13 protein-coding genes are annotated in these 15697 nt (G+C 61.0%); 8 read left to right on the top strand and 5 right to left on the bottom strand.

Going from position 1 to position 15697, the window contains the following annotated elements; genetic code table 11:
• Positions 1–5: 5 nt before the first annotated feature.
• On the top strand, positions 6–728 hold the full coding sequence (locus tag V1599_RS13710; RefSeq protein WP_395300245.1) for a DsbA family protein: 723 nt from the start codon (positions 6–8) through the stop codon (positions 726–728).
• Positions 729–767: 39 nt separating this feature from the next.
• Complete coding sequence (gene dsbG, locus V1599_RS13705; protein ID WP_297122997.1) at positions 768–1529, top strand: thiol:disulfide interchange protein DsbG; 762 nt, start codon at positions 768–770, stop codon at positions 1527–1529.
• Positions 1530–1565: 36 nt separating this feature from the next.
• Here dsbG and V1599_RS13700 read toward each other — a convergent pair whose 3' ends face one another.
• The 3 genes from V1599_RS13700 to V1599_RS13690 form a co-directional block, all read right to left on the bottom strand.
• The gene (locus V1599_RS13700) at positions 1566–2858 is read right to left on the bottom strand and encodes a glycoside hydrolase family 10 protein (protein ID WP_395300244.1); all 1293 of its coding nucleotides are present in this window, start codon (positions 2856–2858) and stop codon (positions 1566–1568) included.
• Positions 2859–2865: 7 nt separating this feature from the next.
• A complete protein-coding gene (locus tag V1599_RS13695; RefSeq protein WP_112010052.1) occupies positions 2866–3153 on the bottom strand; it encodes a VF530 family DNA-binding protein in 288 nt (95 codons plus the stop codon).
• Positions 3154–3267: 114 nt separating this feature from the next.
• Positions 3268–4755, bottom strand: coding sequence for a UbiD family decarboxylase (locus tag V1599_RS13690; RefSeq protein WP_395300243.1), 1488 nt, complete (start codon positions 4753–4755; stop codon positions 3268–3270).
• A 113-nt stretch (positions 4756–4868) separates the two neighbouring features.
• Between V1599_RS13690 and V1599_RS13685 the strand changes: the two genes are divergently transcribed.
• Positions 4869–5753: a LysR substrate-binding domain-containing protein gene (locus V1599_RS13685; RefSeq protein WP_395300242.1), complete on the top strand. Its 885-nt coding sequence runs from the start codon at positions 4869–4871 to the stop codon at positions 5751–5753.
• A 2-nt stretch (positions 5754–5755) separates the two neighbouring features.
• Here V1599_RS13685 and V1599_RS13680 read toward each other — a convergent pair whose 3' ends face one another.
• Positions 5756–6640, bottom strand: a complete 885-nt coding sequence (locus tag V1599_RS13680; RefSeq protein ID WP_112010049.1) for an SDR family oxidoreductase — start codon at positions 6638–6640, stop codon at positions 5756–5758.
• Between the two features lie 187 nt (positions 6641–6827).
• Between V1599_RS13680 and treZ the strand changes: the two genes are divergently transcribed.
• Genes treZ through glgX form a run of 3 tightly spaced genes read left to right on the top strand, consistent with a single transcriptional unit; the run spans position 6828 to position 13207 of the window.
• A complete protein-coding gene (treZ, locus tag V1599_RS13675) occupies positions 6828–8612 on the top strand; it encodes a malto-oligosyltrehalose trehalohydrolase (protein ID WP_395300241.1) in 1785 nt (594 codons plus the stop codon).
• Complete coding sequence (treY, locus tag V1599_RS13670) at positions 8609–11119, top strand: malto-oligosyltrehalose synthase (RefSeq protein WP_395300240.1); 2511 nt, start codon at positions 8609–8611, stop codon at positions 11117–11119. Before treZ ends, treY begins: the two co-directional genes overlap by 4 nt.
• Before the next feature lie 15 nt (positions 11120–11134).
• On the top strand, positions 11135–13207 hold the full coding sequence (gene glgX, locus V1599_RS13665) for a glycogen debranching protein GlgX (RefSeq protein ID WP_395300239.1): 2073 nt from the start codon (positions 11135–11137) through the stop codon (positions 13205–13207).
• Between the two features lie 3 nt (positions 13208–13210).
• On the opposite strand, the gene V1599_RS13660 is transcribed toward glgX, so the two are convergent.
• Complete coding sequence (locus tag V1599_RS13660) at positions 13211–13756, bottom strand: winged helix DNA-binding protein (protein ID WP_112010045.1); 546 nt, start codon at positions 13754–13756, stop codon at positions 13211–13213.
• 226 nt (positions 13757–13982) lie between these two features.
• Here V1599_RS13660 and V1599_RS13655 point away from each other — a divergent pair, with 226 nt between their 5' ends.
• Positions 13983–14705 carry a DUF969 domain-containing protein gene (locus tag V1599_RS13655; protein ID WP_112010044.1) on the top strand — a complete coding sequence of 241 codons (723 nt, stop codon included), beginning with the start codon at positions 13983–13985 and terminating at the stop codon, positions 14703–14705.
• Positions 14702–15688 carry a DUF979 domain-containing protein gene (locus tag V1599_RS13650; protein ID WP_297122972.1) on the top strand — a complete coding sequence of 329 codons (987 nt, stop codon included), beginning with the start codon at positions 14702–14704 and terminating at the stop codon, positions 15686–15688. The genes V1599_RS13655 and V1599_RS13650 overlap by 4 nt, the downstream gene beginning before the upstream one ends.
• The last annotated feature ends 9 nt before the right edge of the window (positions 15689–15697 follow it).

Here is a 15697-nt window from a genome sequence, read left to right as displayed (position 1 = left end):
CGAAAATGAAAAAAACGCTTATTACGCTTTTACTGCTGAGCGCCTCCGCTCAGGCCATGGCCGCCGGACCGCTTACGGCCGAGCAGGAAAAACGCGTTCAGGAACTGGTGCGTGAGACGCTAATCAACCAGCCCGATATCCTGGCCCAGGCGGCGGAAAAGCTCGACCAGCAGAACATGCTGGCGGGTGAAGAGGCGATGAAGAAAATCATCGCTCAGAACGGTGATTTCTTATTTAACGATCCCAACTCGCCGCGCATTGGCGCAAAAAATCCCAAGCTGACGCTGGTAGTTTTCACGGACTATAACTGCCCGTACTGCAAAAAGTTCGATCCGTACATGGAGAAGATCGTCAAAAAGTACCCGGACGTCGCGGTGGTGTTTAAGTTCCTGCCTTATCGCGCCGAAAGCTCGGTGACGTCCGCGCGGGACGCGCTAATGCTCTGGCGCTCGCAGCCGCAGCAATTTATGGCCTTTAACGATATCCTGATGGCCAAAAAGGGCTACCACGACGATGCCAGCATCGAGGCCGCGAAAAAGCGGGCGGGGGTGAGCATCAGCCAGCCGGACGCACAAAGTATGGAAACGCTGAAAAGCAGCCTGGCCGTGGCGGAAAAGCTGGGCATTCAGGGCACGCCGGCGACTATCGTTGGCGAGCAGATGCTCTCGGGCTGGATCCCGTACGAGCAGTTTGACGCGATGGTCAGCGACGCGCTGAAAAAACGCTAACGTCAGGGGGCTTCGGCCCCCTGCATACCGGAGAAGAAGATGAAAACATTACCGTTACTGTCGCTGCTTGCGGCGTCGGGGCTGGCCCACGCCGCCGAGGCCATTCCGGACGTGGTAAAGCAGTTTAGCGATCGGCAGGAGATCAAAATCATCAAGAAAATTGATGCTCCCGGCGGCGCGCCTGCCTGGCTTGGCCAGTATCAGGACATGGGCGTCACGCTGTTTTTAACCCCGGACGGCAGGCACGTCATTTCCGGCTATCTGTATGACGACAAGGGTAAAAACCTCAGCGAGGGTTATTTCCAGAAGGAGATCTACGCGCCGCTCGGGCGCGAGATGTGGCAGAAGCTTAACGCGGCTAAGCCGTTAAAAGAGGGCGCTGACGCCGCGCCGCGCAAGGTGTTTGTCTTTGCCGATCCGTTCTGCCCGTACTGCAAGGCGTTCTGGGCCGAAGCGCAGCCGTGGGTGAAGGCGGGCAAGGTTCAGCTGAACACGCTGCTGGTGGCGTTTCTGAACCCGAAAAGCGGGCGCAACGCCGCGGCTATCCTGAACGCCAGCGATCCCGTTGCGGCGTGGCGCGAATACGAGCTTTCCGGCGGGAAAAAGCTGCCTAAGCCCGAAACGGCGGCCTCCCGCGAAACCGTTGCCGTGCTGCAGCAGCACCAGACGCTGATGGATTCCCTGGGCGCGAACGCGACCCCGGCGATTTACTACATGAATGAGCAGAACGAACTTCAGCAGGTGGTCGGCATGCCGGATGAGAAGCAGCTGGTGGCGATGTTCGGGCCAAAGCCGGAGTAAAACGCGGGCGGAAACGCTGCGTTTCCGCCCGCGGCATCAGCTTCCCCAGCGACCTTTGAGGTAGTTCACCGCGTCCTGAGTCTGCGGCTGGTTGAGGTAATCCTCGCGGAACAGGATCGTACCGTTAACGTTCGGCAGCGCGTCGTTGAGATCCAGCTGCTTTTTCAGCTCCGGCACGCCGCCGCTGACCGTCCAGTCGGGCTCGTTTTTGGAATGCGCGCCCACCTTGTAGAAGGCAATGCCGATGTACAGGCGGGTGTGGGTCGGTTTTACCACGTCGGCCCACCATTTGGTCAGCACGTCGTACCGCGCGGCGTCGCGCGCAAACGGCCAGTAAATCTGCGGCGCAATATAGTCGAGTAACCCCTGCTGCACCCACTGGCGCGTGTCCGCATAGGATTCATCATACGCCGCCGCGCCGCGGGTATCAGAACCCGCCGGGTCGAACGAGCGGTTGCGCCAGACGCCCGCCGGGCTAACGCCAAACGCCACGTCCGGCTTAATCTGCTTAACCGCGCGCGAAACCTGCACGATCAGCTGCTGGGTATTGTGGCGACGCCAGTCCGCTTTTGAGGCGAACCCCTGTCCGTACTGCCGGAAGGTCTGGGCATCGTTTAGCCTGGAATTTGGCGTTTCGGTATAGAAATAGTCGTCAAACTGCACGCCGTCGACGGGATAGTGTCTGACCACCTCGCTGACCACCTGCACGATCCAGTCCCGCACCTCGGGAATGCCCGGGTCGAGCACAAAGCGATCGCCGGAGATGCGCACCCAGTCAGGATGCTGCACGTAGACGCTGGAAGGATGCTGCGACGCGGTGCGGTTCAGCGCGGCGATGGTCGACGGCTTCGTGTTGGTTGAGACGCGATACGGGTTAAACCACGCGTGTACCTTCATGCCGCGCCGGTGCGCTTCATCCAGCATAAACTGCAGCGGATCGTAACCGGGATAGTCGCCGATATTGCCGGTCAGCGTATCTGACCAGGGCAAGATCTTAGACGCCCACAGCGCGGTGCTGTCCGGCTTGACCTGGAAAAACACGGTGTTAATGCCGAGCGATTTCAGCTTGTCGAGTTTATCCCTGAGCGCCTGCTGCTGCTGGGCAACGCGCTGCTGCGGGTTGACGCCGTTGACCGATGAAATCGGCGGCCAGTCGAGGCGCGAAACCGTTGCCAGCCAGATGCCGCGCATCGGCTCATTGGCCTGATGGGCAGGGGGAGCGACCGGCGAAGGCGGCGTGACGAGCGATTTGGGTGGTTTTGAGGAGCAACTAACAAGTAAAAGCGCGCAGCCAACCAGCGCACCTATCCGTTTTACGTGTCGCGTCATTGATGTGTTAGCTCTTGGTTATCCGGCTGTTGGCCCAGGGATTAAAGGCGGGTTCGTCCTGGTCTTCCGGGGCCGTATCGCTAAGGGAATTCAGATACAGCGCTTCGACCTCCGCGCGCGCCCAGGGGGTGCGCCGTAGAAATTTTAGACTGGATTTCACGCTAGGGTCGCTGCGAAAGCAGTTAATTTTGATCCGTTCCCCCAGCTCGCGCCAGCCGTACCGTGCGACCAGGGCGTTAATCTGCATTTCCAGCGTTACGCCATGCAGAGGATCTTTGGAAATATGTGCACTCATAGGGCGTCCAATGTCTCATTTTTTGTGGGGTTGGGTTGAACGCTCAAAGGGTACAAGAAAGCGGGGAAGGCGGCAATTTTCCTTTTTCAGCTGCCGCGCGTCCCCGCGCCGGGCTTATTTCACCTCAGGAAACAGATCGGGCGCCCACGGACGCGGATCGACCTCCATAAACGGGGCGCGCTCGAAGCGCGATTTCAGCGCCCACGGCACCGTGCAGTCGAAGATCGTCTTGCAGGTAATGCCGTTCCCGCGGATCGTGGTGCTGTAATCGGGCGACTGGGAAGGATCCAGCTGATGGCCGCGCAGGCCGGGCAGGTTGGTGATGCTCACGTCGCCCTGCATGCGCGTCGTCATCGCCCAGAGAATATCGTCGCTGTCGAAAATATCCACGTCTTCGTCAACGAGGATAATATTTTTCAGCTCGGAGTAGGTGGCCAGCGCGATAAGCGCCGCCTGGCCCTGGCGTCCTTCGTCGGAAGGCTGGCGTTTTTTCACCTGCAAAATACCGAGGAATTTACCGCCGCCCGCCGTATGGGCATACACGTTTTGCAGGAAGCCGGGAATGGCTTCTTCCACCGCGTTGCGGATGCTGGCCTCCGTCGGCAGGCCCGCCAGCGTGGTGTGCTCTTCGCCCGGCCCCACCAGCGTTTGCAGGATCGCGTGGTGGCGCATCGTCACCGCCTTGACCTTGATCACGGGCAGGGACGGGTTGGCTTCGCCGCAGTAGCCGGGGAACTCCGGCATGGCATGGCCGGTATGGGTATGCTGATCTTCCTGAACGCGAACGCCCGGCAGGATCTCGCCCTCAATGATGATTTCAGCCCTGGCGATGGCCTTTTCGTTCACGCTGACGCCCTGAACCAGCTCGACGGGCTGCTGGCGCAGCGCGCCGGCGACGCCCAGCTCGTTGTAGCCAAACGGCGTGGTCGGCGCTTCAAAGCAGGCCCCGATGTAGATAGCCGGATCTAAGCCCATGTTGATGGTGACCGGCAGCGGTTTGCCCGCCTCTTCGGCTTTTTTTCTGAACACCTCAATGTGGCGGCCCGCGGCAAGGAACATCGACAGTTCGTCGCGCTCCTGCACGCACAGGCGGTGGATCGTCACGTCGGTAATTGAGCGGTCTTCGGGGTCGCTCGCCAGCACCAGGCCAAGGCAGAAGAACGGACCTGCATCAATCGGCGTGTTGGTCGGCGCGGGCAGCAGGGTGCGCAGATCGAAGTTCGGATCGTCCGCGTACCACACCTGCTCCTGACACGGCGCCTGCGCGGTGGGCACCACGACGGGCGCAATCGGGTTTTTCACCGCTTTGCCCACGTGCTGGGCCAGCTCGGAGGGCTGGCAGCCCAGCAGCAGGGCGGCCCTTTCGCGGCTGGCGTGCATGCCCACCAGGATGCGGGAGTCGGGATAGCCTTTAATCTGGTTAAACATCATGGCCGGGCCGATGCGGGTCGGACGCTTAACGGTGCCGCCCGCGCCGATATGGCGATAAACCCCCGCCAGCTCGGCGTTAGGGTCGACAGGATGGTCGGTTTCAATGTATTGACCTTCGTGCTTTTGCAGCAGGTCAATGGCGCTTCTCAGGTCGTTAATCGTGTTTTCCATACTTTCCTCCTTCGATGACATAGCGTCATTTTTAATCGAAGGGGAAATATCATCAATTGCATCATTTATGCTATTTTGATACGAATTTTATTATCGATTAGGAGAGCTCGCGGATGCAGTTTCGACTGATGCGCCACTTCATTACCGTTGCCGAAGAGCTGCACATGCACCGGGCGGCGGAGCGGTTAAACATGGCGCAGCCGGCCCTGAGCCAGCAGATCAAGGCGCTGGAGGCGAGACTGGACGTTACCCTGTTCAACCGCGCGCATCGCCGCTTGACCCTGACCCCCGCCGGGGAGGCCTTCCTCGACAAGGCGCGGCTGGCAATCGCTATGGTCGATCAGGCGGTGAGCGATGCCCGCAAAACGGCCAGAGGCGAGCAGGGCGTTCTGAACCTGGGGTGCGTTTCCAGCGCCATGTTTGACGCGCGCCTCCCCGATGCGCTTCGCGCGCTGCATTCCCAGTGGCCGGGAATTTCGCTATCGCTGAGGACGGGCAACGTTCAGGCGCTCTATTCTGACGTACAAAATAACCAGCTCGACGTGGCGATCGTGCGCGCGCCGCTTCCGCTGCTGCCTGACGACCTCCAGGCGCGCCCGTTTGCGGTTGAGAAAACGGTGCTTGCGCTGAGCCGTCAGCACCCGCTTGCGGCGTCGGCCACGGTGACGCTGTCGTCCGTAAAGGGAGAAAGCTGGATCGCGCTCAGCGACCCTGAGGGGATGGGGCTGGAGCAGTTCTTTTACGACGTCTGCCGTGACGCGGGCTTCGAGCCAAAAGTGGTTCAGCATGCGACCGACGTGCCGGGCGTGCTAACCCTGGTGTCGGCGGGATTTGGCATTGCGCTGCTTCCCGCCTCGGCGAAGACGCTGAACCTGCCGAACGTGGTCTACATCGACATCCTCGACAGGCTCAGCGAAAGCGAGCTGACGCTGGTTTGCCACCGCATCATCCGCTCCGACGTGCTCAAAAAATTTCTCAGCACGCTGACGCGCGGCTAACCTTAGGCTACGCCCGTGCCGCCGTCGGAACACCATACCTGGCCGGAGGCATACGAGCAGGCGTCTGATGCGAGAAGCACGTACAGCGGGGCGATCTCCACCGGCTGGCCGGGCCTGCCGAGCGGCGTATCTTCACCAAACTGCTGTACCTTCTCCTGCGGCTGACCGCCGCTGGACTGGAGCGGCGTCCAGTACGGCCCCGGCGCGACGGCGTTAACGCGAATACCGCGCGGACCGAGCTGTTTCGCCAGCGATTTGGTAAAGGCGACGTTACAGGCCTTGGTCTGGGCATAATCGACGAGGATCTCGCTCGGCTTAAACGCCTGCACGGATGAGGTGTTGATAATCACGGCACCTTCCGAGAAATGACGCAGCGCGGCCTTGGTGATCCAGAACGGCGCATAGACGTTGGTTTTAAAGGTGGCGTCAAAGTCCGCGGTGGACAGATCCTCAATGGATTTGCAGAACTGCTGGCGTCCGGCGTTATTGACGAGAATGTCCAGCCCGCCGAGCCCGGCCACCGCTTTTTCCACCAGCGTATCGCAAAATGATTCCACGCGGATATCGCCGGGAATGGCAACGGCCTTGCGGCCTTCCGCCTGGATCAGCGCGATCACCGCGGCCGCGTCGGACTCTTCCTCCGGCAGGTAGCCAATCGCCACGTCGGCACCTTCACGCGCATAGGCAATGGCAACGGCTCGGCCTATGCCGGAATCTCCGCCGGTAATTAGGGCTTTTTTACCCGCCAGCTTGCCCGAACCGATGTAGCTCGTTTCACCATGATCCGGTATCGGCTTCATTTCAGACGCCAGCCCCGGCGGCTGCTGAGGTTGTTCAGCAAACGGTGGTCGAGGGTAATGCAGCGTGTTGTTGTTTCCTGTCGTCATACCGGTCTCCTTCGTGATGTGAATAGTAAGAATAGTTAGCGATCGCGAGGAGAATCACAGAATTTCTTATTTCGGATTAATCCGCGCGGTTTACGGATTGAATAGATAGCGTTCGACGCGCGCGGGTAAACCTCGACTAAGCTTGTATTTCGCGTCGCGCAAAATGTGGCTCAATCGAGGGATAAGAATGGGATCCAGATTATTTCAACGGCACTGGGGTGCTGAGTTTCTTTCCGATGACGTTGTCCGTTTTCGTCTGTGGGCCGAAGGCCAAAAATCACTGACGCTGTGCCTGGACGGTAAAGATATTCCCATGACGCCCGCGGGCGAGGGCTGGTTCGAGGCCGACGTTCCCGGCGTGAAGCCGGGCGCGGAGTACCTGTACCGGCTTGCGGACGGCATGACGGTGCCGGATCCGGCTTCGCGCGCGCAAAAAGGGGACGTCAACGGCCCTTCGGTGGTGGTTGATTCCCGCCGCGCTTCGTCCGATAGCGAAAGCTGGAAGGGGCGACCGTGGGAAGAGACGGTGATTTACGAGCTGCATATTGGCACCTTTACGCCTGAAGGCACCTTTCGGGCGGCCATCGACAGGCTCCCTTACCTGGCGCAGCTAGGCATCACCCAGATTGAAATCATGCCCGTGTCGCAGTTTGGCGGCGAGCGCGGCTGGGGATACGACGGCGTGCTGCTGTATGCGCCGCATTCCGCCTACGGTACGCCGGAAGATTTTCACGCGCTCATCGACGCTGCGCACGGTCTGGAGCTGTCGGTGGTGCTGGACATCGTGCTGAACCACTTCGGCCCGGAAGGCAACTATCTTCCCGCGCTGTCGCCCGCGTTTTTCCATCAGGACCGCATGACGCCGTGGGGCAACGCCATCGCCTATGAATCGCTGCCCGCCCGGCAATATATCGTTGAGGCGCCCCTTTACTGGCTCACCGAATACGGCCTCGACGGGCTGCGCTTTGACGCCATCGATCAAATTCACGATGCCTCGGAAACCCACGTTTTGCAGGAGATCGCCGCCCGCATCCGCGAGGCGATCCCCGATCGGCACGTTCACCTGACGACCGAAGACAGCCGCAACGTGGTGTTCCTTCACCCGCGCGACGAGCGGGGAAACGCGCCGCTGTTTACCGCCGAGTGGAACGATGATTTCCACAACGCCGCGCACGTTTTCGCCACCGGCGAGACCCACGCCTACTATCAGGACTTCGCCTTTGAGCCCGAGAAGAAATTTGCCCGCGCGCTGGCGGAGGGCTTTGTCTACCAGGGCGAAATCTCCCTTCAGACCGGAGAATCGCGCGGCGTTGAGTGCGCGTCGCAGCCGCCGACGTTTTTTGTCGATTTTATTCAAAACCACGACCAGACCGGCAACCGGGCGCAGGGCGATCGGCTGATCGCGCTCGCCGGAGCGGATAAAACGCGCGTGCTGCTCGCCGCGCTGCTGCTGTCGCCCCACGTTCCGCTGCTGTTTATGGGCGAAGAGTACGGCGAAACCCGCCCGTTTCTGTTCTTCACCGATTTCCACGGCGATCTGGCCCGCGCCGTGCGCGAAGGGCGCGCCAGCGAATTTTCGGGCCATGCCGGGCACGACGAGACGGTTCCCGATCCCAACGATCCGGACACCTTTATGCGCTCGAAGCTGGACTGGCAGAAAACCGACTCCGACGAGGGAAAAGCGTGGCTGGCCTTTACGCAGTGCCTGCTCGCCCTGCGCCAGCAGCACATCGTGCCGCTGTTGCGCGACGGTAAACCGGCGCAGGGCCGGGTGCTGGCAACCGCGCGCGGCATTGTCGCCGTCAGCTGGCGGTTCGCCTCGGGCACGCTTTCACTGGCGCTCAATACCGGGAAGCCCGCGACGCTGCCCGCGCTTCCCGGTGAACGTCTTTTGAGCTGGCCCGCGCAGCTCAACACGCTGGAAACAAACAGCATTGTGGTGTGCTTTGCAAAAGGAGAGGCCCCGTTATGATCCCGTTATCAACCTGGCGCATTCAGTTTCGCAACGGAATGACCTTCGACCGCGCGGCCGAGCTGGTGCCGTACCTGAAGGATCTTGGAATCAGCCATCTGTACGCTTCGCCGATTTTTACCGCCGCATCGGGCTCCACTCACGGCTATGACGTCACCGACCCCAACGAAATCGAACCGGCGATCGGAGGCCGGGCGGGGTTTGACCGCATGACGGTGGCGCTAAAGCAGGCGGGCATGGGGCTGATTCTGGACATTGTGCCAAACCATATGTCCACCTCCCTTGAAAACCGCTGGTGGCGGGACGTCATCGAACGCGGCGAGCAGAGCCGCTACGCGCGCTACTTCGACATCGACTGGTCCCGCCCGATGACCCTGCCGTTCCTCGGCGACACGTTTGAAGCCGAGCTGGAGAAGGGCGCGATTACGCTGAAACGTGACAGTGTCACGAATAAGCCGGTGTTCAGGTACTACGAAACCGACTGGCCGCTGAATCCCGGCAGCGTGGACGATCTTGAAGATTTTAGCGCCGTCGGCCCTGAGGCGATCGCCGCGCTGCACGAGAAGCAGAGCTGGCGGCTGATGTCCTGGCGCGAGGCGCCGAAGCAGCTCTCGTGGCGGCGCTTTTTCGAAATTACGGGGCTGGTGGGGGTGCGGGTTGAAGACGAGGCGGTATTTAACGACACGCACCGGCTGATCCTCGAGCTGGTCCACGCGGGCGTGGTTGATGGCCTGCGCATCGACCACGTCGACGGCCTGGCCGATCCGCTCGGGTATCTCCATCGCCTGCGCCAGGCCGCGGGGCCGGACTGCTATATCACCGTCGAAAAAATCCTCGCCAGGGGCGAACAGCTGCCCGAGTCGTGGCCGGTATCGGGCACCACGGGATACGAGTTTATCGCCTCGCTGGCCGAGGTGCTGGTGGACGATAACAACCTTGAGCTGCTGGAAACGATCCACGATAAGACCGTCGGCGAAATCACCGACCGGGAGCTGGCGCTGCGGGATGCGAAAGGGCTGATGACCGATCGCAACTTTGAAGGCGAGTTTACGACGCTGCTGAACATTGCCGACGAACTGGCGCAGCGCAACGGCGTGGCGGTGCCGCGCGAGGCGCTTCACCACGCGCTGCGCGAGCTGCTGATCGCGTTTCCGGTCTATCGCACCTACGGCACCGCGGACGGGCTGACGCCTGCCGACGAGGCGCTGCTGGCGCGCGTGGCAGAAACGCTCGACGTGCCGGAGCCGGGAGCGCTCACGCTGATTGTGCTGATCCTGCGCGGCGAACTGAACGAGAGCGATCGCGAGCGCGCCGCGTTGTTCCGCACTCGCTTTCAGCAGCTGACGGGGCCGCTGATGGCGAAATCCATTGAGGACACGCTGTTCTTTCGCCACAACATGGACCTCGCGCTCAATGAAGTGGGGGCCGACCCGGCGCCGCGCGCCTTTTCCGTTTCCCGCTTTCACCAGGAGATGCGCATTCGCCTGGCGCGGCAGCCGGACGCGCTGCTGGGCACCTCGACGCACGACACCAAGCGCGGAGAAGACGCGCGGGCACGACTATATGCCCTGACCGAAGCGCCGACGCGCTGGGCGGAAAACCTGGCGCGCTGGCGGCAGATGAACCAGACGCACGTGCGCTTTCTCAACGACGGCACCGCGCCCGACGGGGCCGATACCTGGATGCTTTACCAGGCGCTGGCGGGCGTCTGGCCCGCAAATCAAAGCCCGGACGACCGTGAGGGGTTAAGCGAGCTCGAAACCCGCTTCCTGGGCTTTGTTGAAAAGGCGCTGCGCGAAGCCAAGCAGCGCACCGACTGGGCGGACAGCAACGAAAGCTATGAGAGCGTGGTGCTGGGCTATGCCCGGCATATGCTGTCGCCGGACAACGCCGCGTTCCTAACGGATTTCAACGACGCCCTGCAGCCGTTTGTCCGCGCCGGGCTGATGAACAGCCTGAGCCAGACGGTGATTAAGCTCACCGCACCCGGCGTGCCGGATATCTATCAGGGCAGCGAGGCGCTGAACTTTAGCCTTGTCGATCCCGACAACCGCCGCGAGCCGGACTTCGCCTGGCTCGCGGAGAATCTTGCGGGGCTTGATGCAACCGTGTTCCGCGACGAGGCGCGCTGGCGGGACGGAAGCGTGAAGCAGTTCGTTACCGCAACGCTGCTGCGGATGCGCCAGCACGCGCCCGCGCTGTTCCACTACGGAGACTGGCTGCCGCTGCGGGTGAGGGGCGACAGGGAGAATCATCTTATCGCCTGGGCGCGCGTCAAAGATGACGCCGCGCTGATCGTGGCGGTACCGCGGCTGGCGTTGGACGTCACGCAGCGCGGGCTCGGGCCTGACCCGGCGCTGTGGGCGAACACCGTTATCGATCTTGCGCCAGAACTCGCGGGCAAGCGCTATCGCGATCTGTTTACCGGCGAGCGGCGCACGCTTCATGACGCGCTGGACGTGTCGTCTGAAACGGGATGCATTCTGGTTCTGATGACCAGCGAATAAACCTGGGGAATAACAATGAAAAAGAATACGGCATTTGAGATACGGGCCGGTCAAGGCCAGCAGCTTGGCGCAAATTATGACGGCAAGGGCGTTAATTTTGCGCTGTTTTCTGCCCACGCGGAGCGCGTGGAGCTTTGCCTGTACGATCCCTCGGGTAAAAACGAGATCGCCAGGCTGGAGCTGCCCGAGTATACCGATGAGGTCTGGCACGGCTACGTTCCCGACCTTAAGCCGGGCGCGCTGTACGGCTACCGCGTTTACGGGCCGTACGATCCGGAAAACGGGCACCGCTTTAACCCGAACAAGCTGCTTATCGATCCCTACGCGCGCGAGCTGGTCGGGGATATTCAGTGGAACGATGCCCACTTCGGCTACGCGCTGGGCCACGAGGATAAAGATCTGAGCTTTGACGACCGCGACAGCGCGCCGTTTACCCCAAAATGCCGGGTGATTGATCCTCAGGCGCTTGACTGGCAGGACGACGCCCGGCCGTCCATTCCCTGGCCGCACGCCGTGGTCTATGAGAGCCACGTAAAAGGGTTTACGCAGCTCAACCCCGCCATACCGGCCGAGCTGCGCGGCACGTTTGAAGGGATGGGGCACAAGGCCTCGGTGGACTACATCAAAAGCCTGGGCATTACGTCGGTAGAGCTGCTGCCCGTCCACTGGTTTCCGGACGACCAGCACCTGCTTGACCGGGGGCTGAAAAACTTCTGGGGCTACAACACGCTGGGCTTCTTTGCCCCGGCGGCGCGCTACTACGGGCCTGCGGGGATCCAGGGTTTTCGCGATATGGTTCGCGCCTACCACGACGCGGGCATCGAGGTGATTCTGGACGTGGTCTACAACCACACCGCCGAAGGGAACGAGCTGGGGCCGACGCTCTCGTTCAAGGGTATTGATAATTACAGCTATTACCGCACCCTGCCGGACCAGCACCGCTACTACATCAACGATACTGGTACGGGCAACACGGTCAACACGTCGCACCCGCGCGTGCTGCAAATGGTCATGGATTCGCTGCGCTACTGGGCGCAGGCCATGCACGTCGACGGCTTTCGCTTCGATCTGGGGACGATCCTCGGGCGCGAGCCGGAAGGGTTCGATCCGCGCGGCGGCTTTTTTGACGCCGTCACGCAGGACCCGGTCCTGTCCAGGCTGAAGCTTATCGGCGAGCCGTGGGACATTGGCCCCGGCGGCTATCAGGTCGGCGGCTTTCCGCCAGGCTGGGGCGAATGGAACGACAAGTACCGCGATACCGTGCGGGAATACTGGCGCGGGGAGAACGTGACCACGGACTTTGCCGCGCGCCTGCTCGGCTCCGGGGATCTATACGATCTGCGCGGCCGTCGCCCCTGGGCGAGCGTCAACTTCATTACCGCCCACGACGGCTTTACGCTAAACGATCTCGTTTCCTATAGCGAAAAGCACAACGCGGACAACGGCGAGGATAACAACGACGGCCATAACGACAACCGCTCCAGCAATTACGGTGAAGAAGGGCCAACGGAAAACGCGGACATCATCGCGATCCGCGAGCAGCAGAAGCGCAATTTCCTGACCACGCTGCTGTTCTCCCACGGCACGCCGATGCTGCTGGCGGGGGATGAGTTTGGCCGCACGCAGAAGGGCAATAACAACGGCTACTGTCAGGACAGCGAGATTTCGTGGGTAGACTGGGCGAATTTCACGGAGCATGACAACGCGCTGCGCGATTTTACCCGCAGGCTGATCGCGCTGCGGGCGGCACAGCCGCTGCTCAGGCGCGAAAGCTGGCGCGACGGGCTGGAGATCCGCTGGTTCAACGCGGGCGGCGGGCCGCAGCAGTCCGAGCAGTGGGACGAAGGCTCGACGATCGGCGTCTCGATTAGCAGGCCGGACCTGGAGCAGGAGGAGGGTATCTGGCACGACGTGCTGATGCTGTTCAACCCGTTTGAAGGCACCGTGCCGTTCCAGATCCCGCAGTTTGGCGAAGGCGGCTGGGTGCTCGAGCTCTCCACCGCCGGCGACGCGCGCGGAGCGGTAATAACCGACGCCGTCGACTTTGAGCTGGCCGGGCGAAGCATCGCCCTGTTCCGACGTCCGTAAACGCTACAGCGACGCGGCCGCCCGCGCGGCCGTGTCATACAGCGACGAAATGGTGCGCAGCAGCTGCGCCGTTTCGCCAATCGACGCGGCGGGAATACCGCTCTCCATCTGAATGGAAATCAGGCAGGCCTCGCGCACGTCCCGGTACTTCATGCACAGCGTTTTTCCCTCCTCGGTCGTCGAGAAGTAAAGCTCTTTTCCCGCCTTTTCGCTGGTCACATAGCCCGCCTTCACCAGCTTTTTCAGGGCGTAAGTGACGACGTGCGTATCCTCAACGTTCAGCACGAAGCAGATGTCGGCCAGCTTTTTCTTGCGGTTGCGGTGGTTCACGTGGTGGAGAAGCGACACGTCAAACGCGCCCATATCCGGCTCGCCCGCCGCCGTCATGCAGCGCACCATCCACTTGTTGAACGCGTTGCTGGTCATGATCAGCGCGTACTCCAGTTCAGAAAGCTCTGCACAACGCTCCGAAACCAGGTGATGCGAGGAGACGATACGTCCATCCGTAATATCATCGTGGTTTGAGGCCACACTCTTTTTTGCGGTCATAACGTTCCTTAGCCAGAAATGTAAACTCATCGATAAAATAAGAACATTTTATTGATAAATTGTTTACATGTTTTTGCGCATCAGATATAGCTTTTTAGCGCAGGTTTTGTGAAGCCTGGCGAAAAACACAACATTGCGCGCTGGAACGGTCACGCTTCATCTGCGGATGAGGAAATAAAAAAACACCGCCGGTGCGCCACGCTCACTTTGGATAGGGTACAGGGTTATGGACGGTTCTACGCTGCTGCCGCTTATCGGTATCCCGATAGTGGTTATTGGTTTTGCGCTGCGCTTCAATCCGCTTTTGGTGGTGGTTGTCGCGGGGCTGGCGACGGGTCTGCTGGTCGGCATGGATTTTGGCATGCTGCTGGAGACGTTCGGCGAGAAGTTTGTCAACAGCCGCTCGCTGGCGACGTTTATTTTGATCCTGCCGGTCATCGGCTTACTGGAATATTACGGGCTCAAGGAGCGGGCGCAGGCGTGGGTGGCGAAGATCGCCAGCGCAACGTCCGCGCGTATTCTTATGCTCTACTTTGTGGCCCGCGAGGGCACCGCCGCGCTGGGGCTGATGTCGCTGGGCGGCCACGCCCAGACCGTGCGCCCACTGCTGGCACCGATGGCGGAAGGGGCGGCGCTGAACGAATACGGCGAGCTGCCCCAGCATATTCGCGACAAAATCAAAGCCCACGCCGCCGCGTGCGACAACATCGCGGTCTTCTTCGGCGAGGACATCTTTATCGCGTTTGGCGCGGTGCTGCTGATTGACGCCTTCCTGAAGGAGAACGGCATTCAGGGCATTGAGCCGCTGCACATCGGGCTGTGGGCGATCCCAACCGCCATTGCCGCGCTGATAATCCACATGACGCGCCTGCTGCGGCTCGACGCCAGCATTCGCCGCGACGTGATGGCCTGGCGTGCGGAGCAAGGCACGCAGGAGATCGCATCATGATGACGCTGATTACGATCAACCGCGTGTACTACCTGATCGGCTTCGTGGTGATGCTGCTGGTGATCATGACCCTGCGCGATCGCGGCAATCCGAAGCGCTTCACCACCGCGCTATTCTGGTTCTTGTTCGGCGGAATTTTCCTCTTCGGCGATCTGATGGTGCAGGAGCTGGGGCGCTCGCTGGCGTACCGGATTATCGGCGGTTGCGTCATCGCCATTGCGCTGCTGGCGGGTTTTGGCCTGGTGGGAAAAGGGCATTACAAAATGTCTACCGAGCCTGAGCGCGTTGCCTCTTCAAATCGCCTTAAAAACTGGCTCTTCCTGCCCGCGCTGATGATCCCGGTGGTGACGGTGATCGGCACGCTGTTCCTGAAGGGCGTGTCCATCGGCGGCGTGTATCTGCTGGATCAAAAGCAGCTGACGCTCGCCGCGCTTTGCGTGGCCTGCGTGGCGGCGATCCTCACCGGCTGGTGGCTGACCAAGGGCACGCCGCTGCACGCCATTCGCCAGTCCCGCCGCCTGGTGGATACCATCGGCTGGGCGGTGATCCTGCCGCAGATGCTCGCCATGCTGGGCGGGGTGTTCGTGGTCGCCAATACCGGCGATTCGGTGCAGAAGGTGGTGAGCCTGTTTGTGAACCCGGACAGCCGCTTCATGCTGGTGGTGATTTACTGCATCGGCATGGCGCTGTTTACCATGATTATGGGCAACGCCTTTGCCGCGTTCCCGGTGCTGAGCGCGGGCATCGCCTTGCCGTTCCTGATCAACTACCACCACGGCGATCCGGCGCCGCTGCTGGCGATCGGCATGTATGCGGGCTATTGCGGCACGCTGATGACCCCGATGGCGGCAAATTTCAACATCGTTCCCGCCGCACTGCTGGAGCTAAAAGACAAATATCAGGTCATCAAGATTCAGATCCCGACCGCGTTAACCCTGCTGGTGGTGAACGTGTTCCTCATGTATTTCCTCGTCTTTCGCTAAGGAGCTGTT

It is taken from the genome of Enterobacter sp. ECC-175, from assembly GCF_043968675.1.
GTDB lineage: Bacteria > Pseudomonadota > Gammaproteobacteria > Enterobacterales > Enterobacteriaceae > Enterobacter.
Note: the sequence above shows the minus strand (reverse complement) of the source record. Positions and strands in the feature narration are given on the sequence as shown.

Coding starts and splice junctions, on each gene's coding strand:
- glgX (WP_395300239.1), top strand. CDS start 11,135: ATGAAAAAGAATACGGCATTTGAGATACGGGCCGGTCAAGGCCAGCAG.
- V1599_RS13650 (WP_297122972.1), top strand. CDS start 14,702: ATGATGACGCTGATTACGATCAACCGCGTGTACTACCTGATCGGCTTC.
- V1599_RS13690 (WP_395300243.1), bottom strand. CDS start 4,755: ATGGAAAACACGATTAACGACCTGAGAAGCGCCATTGACCTGCTGCAA.
- dsbG (WP_297122997.1), top strand. CDS start 768: ATGAAAACATTACCGTTACTGTCGCTGCTTGCGGCGTCGGGGCTGGCC.
- V1599_RS13710 (WP_395300245.1), top strand. CDS start 6: ATGAAAAAAACGCTTATTACGCTTTTACTGCTGAGCGCCTCCGCTCAG.
- V1599_RS13660 (WP_112010045.1), bottom strand. CDS start 13,756: ATGACCGCAAAAAAGAGTGTGGCCTCAAACCACGATGATATTACGGAT.
- V1599_RS13680 (WP_112010049.1), bottom strand. CDS start 6,640: ATGACGACAGGAAACAACAACACGCTGCATTACCCTCGACCACCGTTT.
- treZ (WP_395300241.1), top strand. CDS start 6,828: ATGGGATCCAGATTATTTCAACGGCACTGGGGTGCTGAGTTTCTTTCC.
- V1599_RS13685 (WP_395300242.1), top strand. CDS start 4,869: ATGCAGTTTCGACTGATGCGCCACTTCATTACCGTTGCCGAAGAGCTG.
- V1599_RS13700 (WP_395300244.1), bottom strand. CDS start 2,858: ATGACGCGACACGTAAAACGGATAGGTGCGCTGGTTGGCTGCGCGCTT.
- V1599_RS13695 (WP_112010052.1), bottom strand. CDS start 3,153: ATGAGTGCACATATTTCCAAAGATCCTCTGCATGGCGTAACGCTGGAA.
- treY (WP_395300240.1), top strand. CDS start 8,609: ATGATCCCGTTATCAACCTGGCGCATTCAGTTTCGCAACGGAATGACC.
- V1599_RS13655 (WP_112010044.1), top strand. CDS start 13,983: ATGGACGGTTCTACGCTGCTGCCGCTTATCGGTATCCCGATAGTGGTT.